Origin of the sequence: Nocardioides sp. JS614, from assembly GCF_000015265.1 — a bacterium.
Lineage (GTDB): Bacteria > Actinomycetota > Actinomycetes > Propionibacteriales > Nocardioidaceae > Nocardioides.
This window is the reverse complement of the sequence record NC_008699.1, coordinates 554,964-569,503: the sequence shown is the minus strand read 5'-3', so window position 1 is coordinate 569,503 and position 14,540 is coordinate 554,964. Positions and strand designations below refer to the sequence as shown.

The 14,540-nt window shown below is 70.6% G+C and carries 12 protein-coding genes; 1 reads left to right on the top strand and 11 read right to left on the bottom strand.

Annotation, left to right across the window (positions count from 1 at the left end; all coding sequences use genetic code 11):
* Positions 1–88: 88 nt before the first annotated feature.
* Positions 89–535 (bottom strand): hypothetical protein, encoded by a 447-nt coding sequence (locus NOCA_RS04120; protein WP_041546139.1) that lies wholly within the window; start codon positions 533–535, stop codon positions 89–91.
* Between the two features lie 111 nt (positions 536–646).
* On the opposite strand from NOCA_RS04120, the gene rarD reads away from it, so the two are divergent.
* A complete protein-coding gene (gene rarD, locus NOCA_RS04115; RefSeq protein ID WP_083768256.1) occupies positions 647–1,558 on the top strand; it encodes an EamA family transporter RarD in 912 nt (303 codons plus the stop codon).
* Between the two features lie 102 nt (positions 1,559–1,660).
* Here the strand turns inward: rarD and NOCA_RS04110 are convergent, their stop codons facing one another.
* From NOCA_RS04110 to nuoF, 10 genes are read right to left on the bottom strand one after another with little or no spacing between them, the layout of a single operon-like run.
* Entirely contained in the window at positions 1,661–2,665 is a 1,005-nt protein-coding gene (locus NOCA_RS04110; protein ID WP_011754026.1) for a polyprenyl synthetase family protein, read from the bottom strand.
* The gene (gene nuoN / locus NOCA_RS04105) at positions 2,662–4,263 is read right to left on the bottom strand and encodes an NADH-quinone oxidoreductase subunit NuoN (RefSeq protein WP_011754025.1); all 1,602 of its coding nucleotides are present in this window, start codon (positions 4,261–4,263) and stop codon (positions 2,662–2,664) included. The genes NOCA_RS04110 and nuoN overlap by 4 nt, the downstream gene beginning before the upstream one ends.
* A complete protein-coding gene (locus tag NOCA_RS04100) occupies positions 4,263–5,792 on the bottom strand; it encodes an NADH-quinone oxidoreductase subunit M (protein ID WP_011754024.1) in 1,530 nt (509 codons plus the stop codon). Before NOCA_RS04100 ends, nuoN begins: the two co-directional genes overlap by 1 nt.
* A complete protein-coding gene (gene nuoL, locus NOCA_RS04095) occupies positions 5,789–7,720 on the bottom strand; it encodes an NADH-quinone oxidoreductase subunit L (protein ID WP_011754023.1) in 1,932 nt (643 codons plus the stop codon). Before nuoL ends, NOCA_RS04100 begins: the two co-directional genes overlap by 4 nt.
* 13 nt (positions 7,721–7,733) lie before the next feature.
* Positions 7,734–8,033, bottom strand: coding sequence for an NADH-quinone oxidoreductase subunit NuoK (nuoK, locus tag NOCA_RS04090; RefSeq protein WP_011754022.1), 300 nt, complete (start codon positions 8,031–8,033; stop codon positions 7,734–7,736).
* The gene (locus tag NOCA_RS04085) at positions 8,030–8,857 is read right to left on the bottom strand and encodes an NADH-quinone oxidoreductase subunit J (RefSeq protein ID WP_011754021.1); all 828 of its coding nucleotides are present in this window, start codon (positions 8,855–8,857) and stop codon (positions 8,030–8,032) included. The genes nuoK and NOCA_RS04085 overlap by 4 nt, the downstream gene beginning before the upstream one ends.
* On the bottom strand, positions 8,854–9,444 hold the full coding sequence (gene nuoI / locus NOCA_RS04080) for an NADH-quinone oxidoreductase subunit NuoI (protein ID WP_011754020.1): 591 nt from the start codon (positions 9,442–9,444) through the stop codon (positions 8,854–8,856). Before nuoI ends, NOCA_RS04085 begins: the two co-directional genes overlap by 4 nt.
* A complete protein-coding gene (gene nuoH, locus NOCA_RS04075) occupies positions 9,444–10,793 on the bottom strand; it encodes an NADH-quinone oxidoreductase subunit NuoH (RefSeq protein ID WP_011754019.1) in 1,350 nt (449 codons plus the stop codon). Before nuoH ends, nuoI begins: the two co-directional genes overlap by 1 nt.
* Positions 10,790–13,225 (bottom strand): NADH-quinone oxidoreductase subunit G, encoded by a 2,436-nt coding sequence (locus tag NOCA_RS04070; protein ID WP_011754018.1) that lies wholly within the window; start codon positions 13,223–13,225, stop codon positions 10,790–10,792. The genes nuoH and NOCA_RS04070 overlap by 4 nt, the downstream gene beginning before the upstream one ends.
* The gene (gene nuoF, locus NOCA_RS04065; RefSeq protein WP_041546136.1) at positions 13,222–14,532 is read right to left on the bottom strand and encodes an NADH-quinone oxidoreductase subunit NuoF; all 1,311 of its coding nucleotides are present in this window, start codon (positions 14,530–14,532) and stop codon (positions 13,222–13,224) included. Before nuoF ends, NOCA_RS04070 begins: the two co-directional genes overlap by 4 nt.
* Positions 14,533–14,540 lie beyond the last annotated feature (8 nt).

Genomic DNA, 14,540 nt, shown 5'->3' with positions numbered 1-14,540 from the left:
CGCGCCTCCCCGGCCACGGCGCCGGGCAGCACGCTGGTAGCACCAAGGGTCCCGCCCGAGAGCGGGACCCTTGTGCGTGCCCGAGGTCTCAGGAGCGCGTCGTGTAGGTCTTGTAGACGTGCGTCCAGGACTGGGCGTACCCGCCGTAGGCCCTGACGTAACCCCGCCAGTACCAGTTGCCGTGCTCGGGCGCGAGCACGCGGACCTGCCAGCGCTCCTTCGGCCCGTGCGTGGACACCCGCTTGAACACCTTCCACTTGCACGTGGCCGACGAGCACTGCTTCTTCTGCACGACGACCGGGCCGTGCCCGGGATCGACCCGGCCCTTGAAGTAGAGCTTGCCGTTCCGCTTCACGATCGAGTCGTGCAGGTCGCGGGTCGGCTGCTCGGTCCCCCGACCGACCGGCGCACTCGCAATCGTCCGGGCGGCGGCGTCGGCCGCAGCGCTCGCCGCCTGGGCGGGTCCCGCGGCCGCGGTCAGGCCGCCCACGCCCAGGGCGAGCGCGGCGGTCAGGGTCGTCAGGGTCTGACGCATCCGTGGGGTCTCCCTCCGAGAGTCGCGGGCGCTCCTGATCGGCCCCGTGCCCGAAACCTGCCCCTGGGCCCTCAGGGCCAAACGCCTGCGACGCCCTCTTATGCTGTGCGGGTGCCGGAACCGCGTCGTGGGCTTGCGTTCGGGTTCGCGGCGTACGCCATGTGGGGAGCCTTCCCGCTCTACTGGCCGTTGCTGGAGCCCGCCGGGGCGACCGAGATCCTCGCACACCGCGTGCTCTGGTCCGCCCTCACGATGGGCCTCCTCCTGCTGGTGCTGGCCCGGACGCCGCAGCTGCGCGCGGTGCTGCGCGACCGGCGCGTCCGGCTCCTGCTGACCATCGCCGCCGCGGTGATCAGTGTGAACTGGGTGACCTACATCTGGGGCGTCAACAACGACCGGGTCGTCGAGACCTCCCTGGGATACTTCATCAACCCGCTCGTGACCGTGCTGATGGGTGTCGTGGTCCTCCACGAGCGGCTGCGCCCGCTGCAATGGATGGCGATGGGGCTCGCGTCCGGAGCGGTCGTCGTCCTCGCTGTCGACTACGGGCGACTGCCATGGGTGGCCCTGATCCTGGCGTTCTCGTTCGGCAGCTACGGCCTGTGCAAGAAGACCGCGAACGTCGGGGCGACCGAGAGCCTCGCGTTCGAGACCGCCGTGATCGCTCCGTTCGCCGCCGGCTACCTGGCCTGGCTGGGTTGGACCGGCGGGTCGAACTTCGCCAGCCACGGCGCGGGTCACGCGCTGCTGTTCGCCACGACCGGCGTCGTCACCGCCGTACCGCTGATCTGCTTCGGCGCGGCCGCGACCCGGGTGTCCATGGTGACCCTGGGCCTGCTGCAGTACCTCGCGCCGATCATCCAGTTCGCCCTCGGAGTGCTGTGGTTCCACGAGGACATGCCTGCCGGCCGCTGGGTCGGGTTCGTCCTGGTCTGGATCGCCCTGGTGGTGTTCACCGTCGAGGCGGTCAACCACCGCCGCCGCCAGCTGCGCCTCACCGTCGAGGCCACCACCGCGAGCTAGCAGCGTCGCCCGAGGAACGAGGGCGGCGCGTGGGCTGGCGAAGGTCGAGCAAGCCGCGCGGCTGAGGAACGAAGCCGCGACCGGCGGGTCGAGACCCAGTAGCTAGGAGGAACGGACAGCCACCAGGTCGGCGAACGCCTCGAGCGCGTCGCGCACCGGGCCAGGGGGTACGACGGCGAGGTGGGCCTTGGCCTCGTGCGCGCGGGCGATCACGTAGTCGCGGGCCTGGCCGAGGGCCGGGTGGGCCCGCAGCAGGCGCAGCGCCTCGGCGTGCCGGTCGTCATCGGTGAGGTCGCCGCCGAGCAGCTCGAGCAGGCGCGCGTCCGCGGGGTCGGTCGAGGCCCGCGCCATCAGCACCGGCAGCGTGGGCACGCCCTCGCGGAGGTCGGTGCCGGGCGTCTTCCCGGACTCGCCGGAGTCGGAGGCGATGTCGAGGATGTCGTCGGAGAGCTGGAACGCCGAGCCGACGATCTCGCCGTACGCCGTCAGCGCCTCCTCGACCTCGCGGCTGGCGCCGCCGAACCGGGCGCCGTAGTGCGCCGAGGTCGCGATCAGCGAGCCGGTCTTGCCGGCGACCACGTCGAGGTAGTGGGCGAGCGGGTCCTCGCCCGGCCCGGGCTGCACGGTCTCCAGGATCTGGCCCTCGACCAGCCGGGTGAACGTCCGGGCCTGGACGCGGACGGCGTCCGGGCCGAGCTCGGCCGTCAGCTCGGAGGACTTCGAGAACAGGAAGTCCCCGGTGAGGATCGCGACGTGGTTGTCCCAACGGGCGTTGGCCGAGACCGCGCCGCGGCGCAGCTCGGCCTCGTCCATCACGTCGTCGTGGTACAGCGACGCCAGGTGGGTCAGCTCCACGACGCACGCCGCAGTGATCACCTCGTCGGCGTCGGGGTGCTCCCCGGTCTCGGCGGCCAGCAGCACCAGCAGCGGCCGGAACCGCTTCCCGCCGGCCGCCATCAGGTGGCTGGCGGTCTCGCTGACGAAGCCCGCGCGGCTGACCACGTGGCCGGCCAGGGCGACCTCGACCGCGGCCATGCGGTCACGCAACCGGGAGGCGAGAGCCTCGTCGGTGACGGGGAGCGCCAATCCGGAGGAAGCAGGGGTCACCTGACGAATTGTCCTGCATTGGCGGCGAGATCGAGCACCGGTCCGGGAACGACACCGAGCACCAGGGTCGCGGCCACGCCGACGAAGATCGTCGCCGAGGTCAGGACCGAGGGCTTCGTGACGCTCGCGACCTCACCCTGGGCACTGACGTCGTCGTCCTCGAAGAACATCAGCAGGATCACCCGCACGTAGAAGAACACCGCGATGATGCTGCACAGCACGGCTGCGATGACCACGGGCCAGGCGCCGGCGGCGAGGGCCACCGTGAAGACCGCCCACTTGCCGACGAAGCCGGCGGTCAGCGGGATGCCGGCCATCGAGAGCAGGAAGAACGCGAACACCCCGGCGACCAGCGGGGAGCGGCGCCCGATCCCCCGCCAGCGCACGAACTGGCCGGCCTCGCCGCCCGCGTCGCGCACCAGGGTGACGACCGCGAACGCGCCGACGACCGCGAAGCCGTAGGTGACGAGGTAGAAGAGCACCGCCTGCAGCGAGGTCACCTCGCCGTCGGCCAGCTCGGAGGCCTGCTGCACGCCGAGCACGCCGGTGAGCAGGAAGCCGGTGTGGGCCACCGACGAGTAGGCGAGCATCCGCTTCATGTCGGTCTGGACGATCGCGATGAGCGCACCCACGAGCATCGTGAGGATCGCGATGATCCACAGCATCGGCTGCCAGCTCCACCGGTCGGAGCCGAAGGCGACGTAGAACAGCCGGAGCATCGCGCCGAACGCCGCGATCTTCGTGCCGGCCGCCATGAAGGCGGTGACCGCGGTGGGCGCGCCCTGGTAGACGTCGGGCGTCCAGGAGTGGAACGGCACCGCGCCGACCTTGAACAGCAGCCCGACCGAGAGCATGCCGATGCCGATCAGCAGCAGGGTCTGGTTGCCGACGTCGTCGCGCACCGCCTCGTTGATCTCGGCGAAGCCCATCGAGCCGGAGAAGCCGTAGACGAGCGCGGCACCGTAGAGGAAGAACCCGGAGGAGAAGGCGCCGAGCATGAAGTACTTCAGCGCCGCCTCCTGGCTCAGCAGCCGGCGGCGCCGGGCGAGCCCGGAGAGCAGGTACAGCGGGAGCGAGAGCACCTCGAGGGCGACGAACAGCGTCAGCAGGTCGTTCGCGGCCGCGAACAGCATCATGCCGCCCAGCGCGAACATCATCAGCGGGTAGACCTCGGTGTGCTCCAGGCCGCGCGTCGACGCCTGCCGCTCGGCCTCGGTGCCGGGCAGCGCGGCGGCCTGGCCGGCGAACGCCGAGACCCCGCCCTCGAGCCGGCGCTCGGCGAACAGCAGCGCGCCACCGAGCGCGAAGACCAGCAGCATCCCCCAGATGAACAGCGCCGGGCCGTCGACCGCGATGGTGCCCTCGACGTCGATGGCGCCGCGGGCGGCCCCGTCCCCGAGCACGTCAAGGTCGCGGGCCACGAGGATCGTGCCGACCAGGGCGACGACCACGCCGGCGATCGCCAGCGCGGCCTGCACGAGGTAGCGCTGGGCGCGGGGCACGAACCCCTCGACGAGCACGCCGACGGCGGCGACGCCGAAGACCACGAGGAGCGGCCAGACGTCGCCGTACTCGATCGTGGGCTTGATGAAGTCCATCAGTGCGCACCTTCCTCGGCGTGGTCAGCGACCGTCGGAGCCTCGTCGGACACGCCGACGTGTTGCAGCAGGGAGTCGACCGTCGGATTGCTGACGTCGAGCAGTGGCATCGGGAAGAAGCCGAAGAACACCAGCGCGGCGATCAGGGGCACCACCGCGACCAGCTCGCGCCGGTTCAGGTCGGTCATCGCCTCGTCGCCCGGCGTCGCCGGCCCGGTCATCGTGCGCTGGTAGAGCCAGAGCACGTAGATCGCGGCGAGCACGATGCCCGTGACGGCGATCGCGCCGACCCACCAGTGGTAGTCGAAGGCCGAGATCAGCACGAGGATCTCGGAGACGAACTGGCTCAGGCCAGGCAGGCCCAGCGTGGAGAGCCCGGCGACCAGGAACAGCCCGGCGAGCAGCGGCGCCTTGGTCTCGACGCCGGCGATCTGGCTGATCAGCTGGGTGCCCTTGCGCCGGATCAGGTAGCCGGCGATCAGGAAGAGCGCCGCCGTGCCGACACCGTGGTTGACCATGTAGAGGATCGCGCCGGACCCGCCCTGGCTGCTGAACGCGAAGATGCCCAGGGTGATGAAGCCGAAGTGGCTCAGCGAGGTCAGGCCGATCAGGCGCAGGATGTCGTCCTGGCCGATCGCGACCAGCGCGCCGTACACGATCGAGACCAGCGCGAGCGCGACGACGACCGGCGTCGCCCACTGCGAGGCCTCCGGGAACAGGCCCAGGCCGAAGCGCAGCATCCCGAAGGTGCCGATCTTGTCGAGAATGCAGACCAGCAGCACGCTGGTGCCGGGCGTCGCCTTCTCGGTCGTGTCGGCCAGCCAGGTGTGCAGCGGGAACAGCGGGGCCTTCACCGCGAACGCGATCATGAACCCGACGAACAGCCAGCGCTCGGTGTTGGTGCTCAGGTCGAGCTGCTGCAGGTCGGAGAGCAGGTAGGACGGGTTGCCGGCGTCGGCCGAGACGACGTAGAGCCCGATCACCGACGCCAGCAGCACCAGGCCGCCGCCGAGCTGATACATGAGGAACTTCAGCGCGGCGCGACCGCGACCGGCCTGGCCGAAGCGGCCGATGAGGAAGTACGCCGGGATCAGCGTCGCCTCGAAGACCATGTAGAAGAGGAAGACGTCGGTGGCGGCGAACACCGCGAGGGAGAACGACTCGAGCGCGAGCGCCCAGGCCACGAAGGCCGCGGACGAGCGGTCGTCGGCGTCGTTCCAGGTGGCCACCAGCACCAACGGGACCAGGGCGACCGTCATCAGGATGAGCAGCAGCCCGAGGCCGTCGACGCCCAGGGCGTAGTTGACGCCGAAGGCCTCGATCCAGGTGTGCGTCTCGGTCAGCTGCATGCCGTCGCCGGTGTCGTACTGGACGGCGATCGCGATGCCCACGGCGAGCGTGAGGAGCGCGAACAGCAGCCCGACCTGCTTGGGCAGCGCCGACCCGGTCGCCCGGGGCACGAACGCCGTCACCAGGGCGCCGACCAGCGGCAGCACCCAGAGCGCGGTGAGCCAGGGAAGGTCGTTCATGCGAGATTCACCGCCAGGAGAGCGAGGACGACGATGAGGGCGCCGCCGAGGAGGGACAGGGCGTAGGTGCGGACGAAGCCGTTCTGGACCCGCCGGGCGACCCCGGCGAAGGACCCGAGCGCGACCGGGCCGCCGGTGAAGGTGCCGTCGATGACGTGCTTGTCGATCGTCAGGAGCCCACCCACCAGGTGGCGACCGGGGTTCACGACCAAGCCGTCGTTGATCTGGTTGCCGTAGAGCTCCTCACGGGCCGCCCGGGTCACGAACGACACGTCCTGCGGAGCGGTCCGCGGGATCTCGCGCCGGCCGAACAGCATCCAGGCGAGCGCGACACCGGCGCCGACGACGACCACGATGATCGCGGTGACCAGGAGGGCGGGCACCGGTGGGTCGTCGTGGGCGCCGACCCCGACGACGGGCGCCAGGAAGTCCTGGATCCAGTCGCCGGCGAGCATCAGGCCGCCGAGGACCGAGAGTGCCGCGAGGACGACCAGCGGCACCGTCATCACCGAGGGTGACTCGTGGGGGTGCACGTCCTTCTCCCAGCGCCGGTCGTCACCGAAGAAGGTCATCAGCATCATCCGGGTCATGTAGAACCCGGTGACGCCGGCGCCGATGATCGCGCAGAGTCCGACCAGCCAGTTGTCGGCCAGCGCGGTCTCGATGATCTTGTCCTTCGACCAGAACCCGGAGAAGCCCGGGAACCCGATGATCGCGAGGTAGCCCATCGCGAAGGTCAGGAAGGTCACCGGCATCATCTTGCGCAGCGCGCCGTAGTGGCGCATGTCGACGTCGTCGTTCATGCCGTGCATGACCGAGCCGGCTCCGAGGAACATGTTGGCCTTGAAGAAGCCGTGCGTCAGCAGGTGGAAGATCGCGAACGCGTAGCCCGCTGCGCCCAGGCCGGCGCCGAGCATCATGTATCCGATCTGGCTCATCGTCGAGCCCGCCAGGCCCTTCTTGATGTCGTCCTTGGCGCATCCGATCGCAGCACCCCAGAGGATCGAGATCAGGGCGACCACCACGACGGCGGTCTGCGCGTGCGGCGCCGCCTCGAAGATGAAGTTCGAGCGGACGATCAGGTAGACGCCCGCGGTCACCATGGTCGCGGCGTGGATCAGCGCCGACACCGGCGTCGGGCCTTCCATCGCGTCGAGCAGCCAGGCCTGCAGCGGGAACTGGGCGGACTTGGCGCAGGCGCCGAGCAGGAGCAGCAGCCCGAGGATGGTGAGCTGGGTGTCCGAGGCGCCCGGTGCGTTCGCACTGATCACGGTGAAGCTCGTCGACCCGAAGGTCACGTAGAACATCATGATCGCCGTCGACATGCCCATGTCGCCGACCCGGTTGATGACGAAGGCCTTCTTCCCTGCCGCCGCGGCCGACGGCCGGTGCTGCCAGAAGCCGATGAGGAGGTACGACGCGAGGCCGACACCCTCCCAGCCGAGGAACAGCCCGAGGTAGTTCTCCGAGAGCACCAGCAGCAGCATCGCCGCGACGAACAGGTTCAGGTAGCCGAAGAACCGGCGACGACGCGGGTCGTGGGCCATGTAGCCGATCGAGTAGACGTGGATCAGCGATCCGACACCGGTGATCAGCAGCAGGAACAGCGCCGACAGCGGGTCGTACAGCAGGTCCATGCCCACGTCGAGGTGACCGGTCTGGAACCAGGTGAACACGTGCTGGTTGAACTGGCGATCGCCTTCGTCACGGCCGAGCAGGTCGAAGAACAGGACCAGCGACAGGATGAAGGACACGACCGGCAGGAGCGTGCCGAGCAGGTGCCCCCACTTGTCGGTGTACCTGCCACCGACCAGCAGGATCGCGGCGCCGGCGAGCGGCAGCGCGACCACCAGCCACAGCAGCGAGTAGACGCCGTCGGCGCTCGCGGCGTGCACCACCGGGATGGCGCCCTCGTTCAATGCGTACATGTGAGCGTGGCTCCTAGTACTTCAGCAGGCTGGCGTCGTCGACCGAGGCCGAGCGGCGGGTCCGGAAGATGGTCATGATGATCGCGAGCCCCACGACCACCTCGGCGGCGGCGACGACCATCACGAAGAACGCGGCGATCTGCCCGTCGAGGTTGCCGTGCTGGCGGGCGAAGGCGACCAGTGCGAGGTTCGAGGCGTTGAGCATCAGCTCGACGCACATGAAGACCACGATCGCGTTGCGCCGGATCAGCACGCCGACGCAGCCGATGGTGAACAGGATCCCCGAGAGGACCACGTAGGCCGTCACGTTCATTCGGCGTCCTCTCCGGTGGCGGGGGTGACCTCGGTCGTGGTGGCCGGGGCCACGGCGTCACGACCCGCGTGGGTCGCCCCGCTGAGCGTGCCCTGGATCTCGTCGATGTCCTCGGCCATGGCCGGGCCCGAGCGGACCGTGCCACGGGCCGCGAGCACGCGCGAGACCGACGACTCGGCGGCGGTCCCGTCCGGCAGCAGCGCCGGGGTGTCCACGGCGTTGTGCCGTGCGTAGACGCCGGGCGGCGGCAGTGGCCCCGGGTGGGTGCCCCGCTCGGCGTAGTCCTTCATCCGTTGGGCGGCGAGCGACATCTGCGTCGGCTTCGGGGTGAGCCGCTCGCGGTGAGCGAGCACCATCGCGCCGACGGCCGCGGTGATCAGCAGCGCGCTGGTGACCTCGAAGGCGAACACGTAGCGGGAGAACAGGATGTTGGCGAGCGCCTGGATGTTGCCGCCGGAGTTGGCGTCCTCGAGGCCGACGGCGGTGCCGAGCGAGATCTGGCTGAGGCCGAGCACCATCACCAGGCCCAGGCCGAGGCCGGCGATCGCCGCGAGCACCCGCTGGCCGCGGATCGTCTCGACGACGGAGTCGGACGCGTCGACGCCGACCAGCATCAGCACGAACAGGAACAGCATCAAGATGGCGCCGGTGTAGACGATGATCTGCACCGCGAAGAGGAACGGCGCCTCGAGGGCGGCGTAGAGCACCGCGAGCGACATCATCACGACGGCCAGCAGCAGCGCGGCGTGCACCGCCTTGCGGACGAAGAGGAGGCCGAGCGCCGCGATCACCATCACGGGGGCGAGGATCCAGAACGCGATCATGCTCCCGCCTCCGTGCTCGACCCGGGGGCGGTCGGCGCCGGCGCCGCGAACTCGCCGCGGTAGTAGGCGCCCTCGTCGTCGCCGAGGCGCATCGGGTGCGGCGGCTGCTCCATGCCGGGCAGCAGCGGGGCCAGCAGGTCGGACTTCTCGTAGATGAGGTCGGCCCGGTTGTCGTCGGCCAGCTCGTACTCGTTGGTCATCGTCAGCGCCCGGGTCGGGCAGGCCTCGATGCACAGCCCACAGAGGATGCAGCGCAGGTAGTTGATCTGGTAGACGCGCCCGTAGCGCTCGCCGGGGCTGAACCGCTCCCCGCCGTCCGGGTCGTCGCTGTTGGACGCGCCCTCGACGTAGATCGCGTCGGCCGGGCAGGCCCACGCGCACAGCTCGCAGCCCACGCACTTCTCGAGGCCGTCCGGCCAGCGGTTGAGCTGGTGACGACCGTGGAAGCGCGGAGCGGTCGGGTACTTGTCGAACGGGTACTGCTCGGTGACGACCTTCTTGAACATGGTCCGGAAGGTGACGCCGAACCCGGCGATCGGGTCCCAGAACTGCTCGCGCATGCTCTTGGGCTCGGGACTGCCAGCCATCAGATCTCCTCCCCCGCGCTGCGGGTGGCAGCGCTGGGCTGTGGCATCGACGAGGCGATGGGTGAACTGCGGTCGAACGTGAGCGGGACCGCGGCCCCGCGGACCGGACCGCCGGCCGGCATCGGGGGTACGGGGTACCCGCCGGCAGGCGCGGCCTCCGGCACCGTGGTCGGCTGCTCCTCGGCGGCCCCGCCGATGAAGAACAGGACCAGGAAGACCACGGCGAGGGCGCCGATGCCGATCAGCAGGTAGCGCCGGTCGACGCCGCCGTCGAGCGAGATCGACCGGATCGTCGCGACCGCGACGATCCAGACCAGCGCGACCGGGATCAGCCGCTTCCACCCGAACGCCATGAACTGGTCGTAGCGCAGGCGGGGCAGGGTGCCGCGGAGCCAGATGAAGATGAAGACGAAGAACAAGACCTTGCCGAGGAACCACAGCAGTGGCCAGTAGCCCTCGTTCGCGCCCGCCCAGGCGTGGTCGAGCCAGAACGGCGCGTGCCAGCCGCCGAGGAACAGGGTGGTCGCGACGGCGGACACGGTCGCCATGTTGATGTACTCGGCCAGGAAGAACAGGGCGAAGGTCATCGAGGAGTACTCGGTGTGGAACCCGCCCACCAGCTCACCCTCGGCCTCGGGGAGGTCGAACGGCGCGCGGTTGGTCTCGCCGACCATCGCGATCAGGTAGATCACGAACGAGGGCACCAGGATCAGCCCGTACCAGAGGTTGTCCTGGGCCGCGACGATCTCCGAGGTCGACATCGAGCCGGCGTACAGGAACACCGCGACCAGCGCGAGGCCCATCGCGACCTCGTAGGAGATCATCTGGGCGCTCGAGCGCAGGCCGCCGAGCAGGGAGTACGTCGAACCGCTCGACCATCCCCCGAGCACGATGCCGTAGATGCCGATCGAGGCGATCGCCATGACGAACAGCACGGCGACCGGCATGTCGGTGAGCTGGAGCGGCGTGCGGGTGTCGGTGAACGGGATCGTCACCTCGGGCCCGAACGGGATCACCGAGAACGTGATGAAGGACGGGATCACGGCGATCACCGGGGCGATCAGGTAGACGGCCTTGTCGGCCGCCTTCGGGATGATGCCCTCCTTGAAGATCAGCTTGAGGGCGTCGGCCAGCGACTGCAGGAGCCCGAAGGGTCCGTTGACGTTGGGCCCGGGCCGGTGCTGCATCCGGCCGACCACGCGCCGCTCGAACCAGATGTTGAACAGCGTCAGCAGCAGGAGCACGACCAGGATCAGCACGGCCTTGAGCCCGATCACCCACCACGCGTCGTGCCCGAACTGCGAGAGGGCGTCGGTCGCCATCGGGAGCGGTGCGGTCAGGGTGTTCATGCGTCGGCCCCCTTCGCGACGGTCACGCGACTGCCGGGCGAGGCCAGGTCGGCCAGCACCCCGTTGCCGAAGGAGTTCGCAGGCACCCACACCACCCCGTCGTCGAGGTCGGCGGGCTCGGCCGGCAGCGTCACCGAGCCGCGGTCACCGGTGAGCGTGACGGTCGGGCCGACGGCGTCGTACGTCGCGCGGCCGAGCCGGGCCACGGGCTTGCGACCGGTGGCGCGGTAGGCCTTGTCACCGTCCTGCATGACGCCGTTGTCGATCAGCAGCTTCCACGTGGCCAGCGCGAGGCCCTCCCCCACGGGCGCGGTCGGCGCGGACACGGTGTCCAGGGCAGCGCGCTGGCCGTCCCAGGGACCCATCTCCTCCATCTGCGCGCGGGCCTCCTCGACGGTCCGGAAGCCGAGCTCGCGGCCGGCCCCCAGCGCGCTGAGCTCCTCGGCGATGCCGGCCAGGATCCGCAGGTCGGGCAGCGACGTGGGGCGGCTGAACACCGCCGGGAACGGGCGCGGCCGGCCCTCCCAGCTCACGAACGTGCCGGCCCGGTCGGCGACCGGCGCCACGGGGAAGACCACGTCCGCGGCGCGGGTCAGCTCGGTCTCGCGCAGCTCGAGCGCCACCACGAACGACGCGGCCTCGACGGCGGCCCGGGTGGCGGCCGGGTCGGAGGTGTCGTCGGGGTCGACGCCGCCGACGACCAGGCCGCGGACCTCTCCGGCGCGCAGCGCGGCGACGATCGCGTCGGCGTCGCGGCCGGGTGCGTCCGGCAGCGAGTCGACGCCCCACGTGGTGGCGGCATCGACCCGGGCCCCGGCGTCGGCAACCGGACGGCCGCCGGGCAGCAGGTTGGGCAGGCAGCCGGTCTCGACGGCACCGCGGTCGCCGGCCCGGCGCGGCACCCAGGCCAGGCGGGCGCCGGTCCGGGCGGCCAGGGCAGCAGCGGCGCTCAGCGCCCCGGGCACGGTCGCGAGCCGCTCGCCGACCAGGATCACCGCGGTCGAGTCGACACCGAACTCGGCGTGCGAGGACAGCGACTCGAGGGCGGCGGCCTCGTCGCCAGGCGCGGTGCGGAGCAGCTGGCCGCGCATCTTGGTCAGGCTGCGCGTGGCGTACGGCGCGATCGCGACGACGCGGGTGCCGCCACCCGGACGGCCCGGCTTGGAGGCCTTGCGCAGGCGCAGGAAGATCATGCCCGCCTCGTCCTCGGGCTCGAGCCCGGCGAGGACGACCGTCTTCGCGGCCTCCAGGTCGCCGTAGGTGACCCCGCCGTTGCCCGGACCGCGCAGGACGACCTCGGCGGCGAGGAACGACGCCTCCTCGGCCGAGAGCGGCCGGGACCGGAAGTCGATGTCGTTGGTGCCGAGGGACACGCGGGCGAACTTGCTGTAGGCGTAGGCGTCCTCGGCGGTCACCCGACCGCCGGTGAGCACGGCCGTCGCCCCGGCGGCCTGCAGGCCGCGGGCGGCGACAGCGAACGCCTCGGTCCAGGACGCGGGCCGCAGGCCCCCGTCGCCACCGTCCTCGACCCGGTCGCGGACCTGCGGGTAGGTCAGCCGGTCCGGCTCGGTGGCGTAGTGGAACCCGAACCGGTCCTTGTCGGTGATCCACTCCTCGTTGACCTCGGGGTCGTTGCCGGCCAGGCGGCGCATCACGCGCCCGCGCCGGTGGTCGACCCGGATGGCCGAACCGCAGGCGTCGTGCTCGGCGACGCTGGGCGTGGAGACCAGGTCGAAGGGCCGTGAGCGGAAGCGGTAGTCGGCGCTGGTGAGCGCCCCGACCGGGCAGATCTGGATGGTGTTGCCGGAGAAGTAGGACTCGAACGGCTCGCGCTCGTAGATGCCGACCTGCTGGAGCGCGCCCCGCTCGATCAGCGCGATGAACGGGTCACCGGCGATCTGCTCGGAGAAGCGGGTGCACCGCGCGCACAGGATGCAGCGCTCGCGGTCGAGGAGCACCTGCGCGGAGATGTTGATCGGCTTGGGGTAGGTGCGCTTGACCCCGGTGAAGCGGCTCTCGCCACGGCCGTTGGACATCGCCTGGTTCTGCAGGGGGCACTCGCCGCCCTTGTCGCACACCGGGCAGTCCAGCGGGTGGTTGACCAGGAGGAACTCCATGATCCCCTGCTGCGCCTTGTCGGCGACCGGGCTCGTGGCCTGGGTGTTGACGACCATGCCGTCCGCGACCGGCAGCGTGCACGAGGCCTGTGGCTTGGGGAAGCCGCGGCCGTTGCCGGCGTCGGGGATGTCGACCAGGCACTGTCGGCAGGCACCGACCGGCGCCAGCAGCGGGTGGTCGCAGAACCGCGGGATCTGGACGCCGATCTGCTCGGCGGCCCGGATCACCAGGGTCCCCTTGGGGACGTCGACCTGGATCCCGTCGATGGTGACGGAGACCGTGTCGACCGCGGCCTTCTCGGGTGTGCTTGTCATGCCTGGGCTCCGGCTGTCGCGAAGAGGGTGGCCGCCGCCGGGTCGAACGGACAGCCGCCATGGGTGAGGTGGGCGACGTACTCGTCGCGGAAGAACTGGATCGAGCTGACGATCGGGCTGGTGGCGCCGTCTGCCAGGGCGCAGAACGACCGGCCCAGGATGTTGTCGCACTGGTCCAGCAACAGGTCGAGGTCCTCCTCGGTCCCGTCGCCCTTCTCGAGCGCGGTGAGCACCTGGACCAGCCACCAGGTGCCCTCGCGGCACGGGGTGCACTTGCCACAGGACTCGTGCTTGTAGAACTCCGACCAGCGCAGCACGGCGCGGACCACGCAGACCGAGTCGTCGAAGATCTGCAGCGCGCGGGTGCCGAGCATCGAGCCGGCCGACCCGACGCCCTCGAAGTCGAGGGGCACGTCGAGGTGCTCGGCGGTCAGCAGCGGCGTGCTCGACCCGCCGGGGGTCCAGAACTTCAGCTCGTGGCCCTCACGGATGCCGCCGGCCAAGTCGATGAGGGTCCGCAGGGTGATGCCCAGCGGGGCTTCGTACTGGCCGGGCCGCTTGACGTGCCCGGAGAGCGAGAAGATGCCGACACCCTTGGACTTCTCGGTGCCCATGGAGGCGAACCAGGCGTGTCCCCGGCCGATGATGCTCGGCACCGAGGAGATCGACTCGACGTTGTTGATGACGGTCGGGCTCGCGTAGAGGCCGGCGACAGCGGGGAAGGGCGGGCGGAGCCGGGGCTGGCCGCGGCGGCCCTCGAGGCCCTCGAGCAGCGCCGTCTCCTCGCCGCAGATGTAGGCACCCGCACCCGCATGAACGACAACGTCCAGGTCGAAACCGGAGCCGTGGATGTTCGTGCCGAGGTGGCCGGCGGCGTACGCCTCCTGGACCGCGCGCTGCACGCGGCGGATCACGTGAAGGACCTCGCCGCGGATGTAGATGAACGCCTTGTTGGCGCGGATCGCGTAGGAGCTGATGATCACGCCCTCGACGAGCGTGTGCGGGCTGGCCATCATCAACGGGATGTCCTTGCAGGTGCCCGGCTCGGACTCGTCGGCGTTGACGACGAGGTACTTCGGTCGGGGGTTGTCCTGCGGGATGAAGCCCCACTTCATGCCGGTCGGGAAGCCCGCGCCCCCGCGGCCGCGCAGCCCGGACTCCTTCACCGCGTCGATGACCGCGTCGGGCTCCATCGCGAACGCGGTGTCGACGGCGCGGTAGCCGCCGCGTGACTCGTAGGCGGCCAGGGTCCAGGAGCGCTCCTGGTCCCAGTTGTCGGTGAGGACGGGAGTGAGCACGTCGGTCACTGCATCGC